This window comes from Stenotrophomonas sp. HMWF003 (assembly GCF_003061285.1).
GTDB classification, from domain to species: domain Bacteria; phylum Pseudomonadota; class Gammaproteobacteria; order Xanthomonadales; family Xanthomonadaceae; genus Stenotrophomonas; species Stenotrophomonas maltophilia_AP.
This window is the reverse complement of record NZ_QAIW01000365.1, coordinates 23,750-24,105: the sequence shown is the minus strand read 5'-3', so window position 1 is coordinate 24,105 and position 356 is coordinate 23,750. Positions and strand designations below refer to the sequence as shown.

At 73.3% G+C, this 356-nt stretch carries 1 protein-coding gene; it reads right to left on the bottom strand.

The features are described 5' to 3' along the window. Positions 1–12 precede the first annotated feature (12 nt). Positions 13–356: LysR substrate-binding domain-containing protein (locus tag DBR34_RS23295; RefSeq protein ID WP_258223969.1), on the bottom strand; the 344-nt coding region annotated here is incomplete at its 5' end.

Sequence of the window (356 nt, the reverse complement as noted above, 5' to 3'; positions counted from 1 at the left end):
GCGCGGCGTCGCTCAACCGGATGCGAAAGCGTCGTCAGCCAGCCCCAGCAGGGCGCGCAGCGGCGGCGGCACGTGCTTGCCGGGGTGGTGGACCAGCCACAACTGGCGCGACAGTGGCGGCAGCGGGGTGTCCAGGATGCGCAGGCTGCCCAGCGCCACCAGGTCGGCCACCGCATGCCGCGACAGGCAGGCCACGCCCAGCCCGGCCGCGGCGGCCTGCTTGATGGCTTCGGTGCTGCCCAGCTGCATGGCGCGCGCGAAGTGGTACAGGTGCGGCAGCAACGCCTGTTCCACCGCCTCGCGGGTGCCCGAACCGGGCTCACGCAGCAGCCAGCGCGCGGCAGACAATTCGGCAA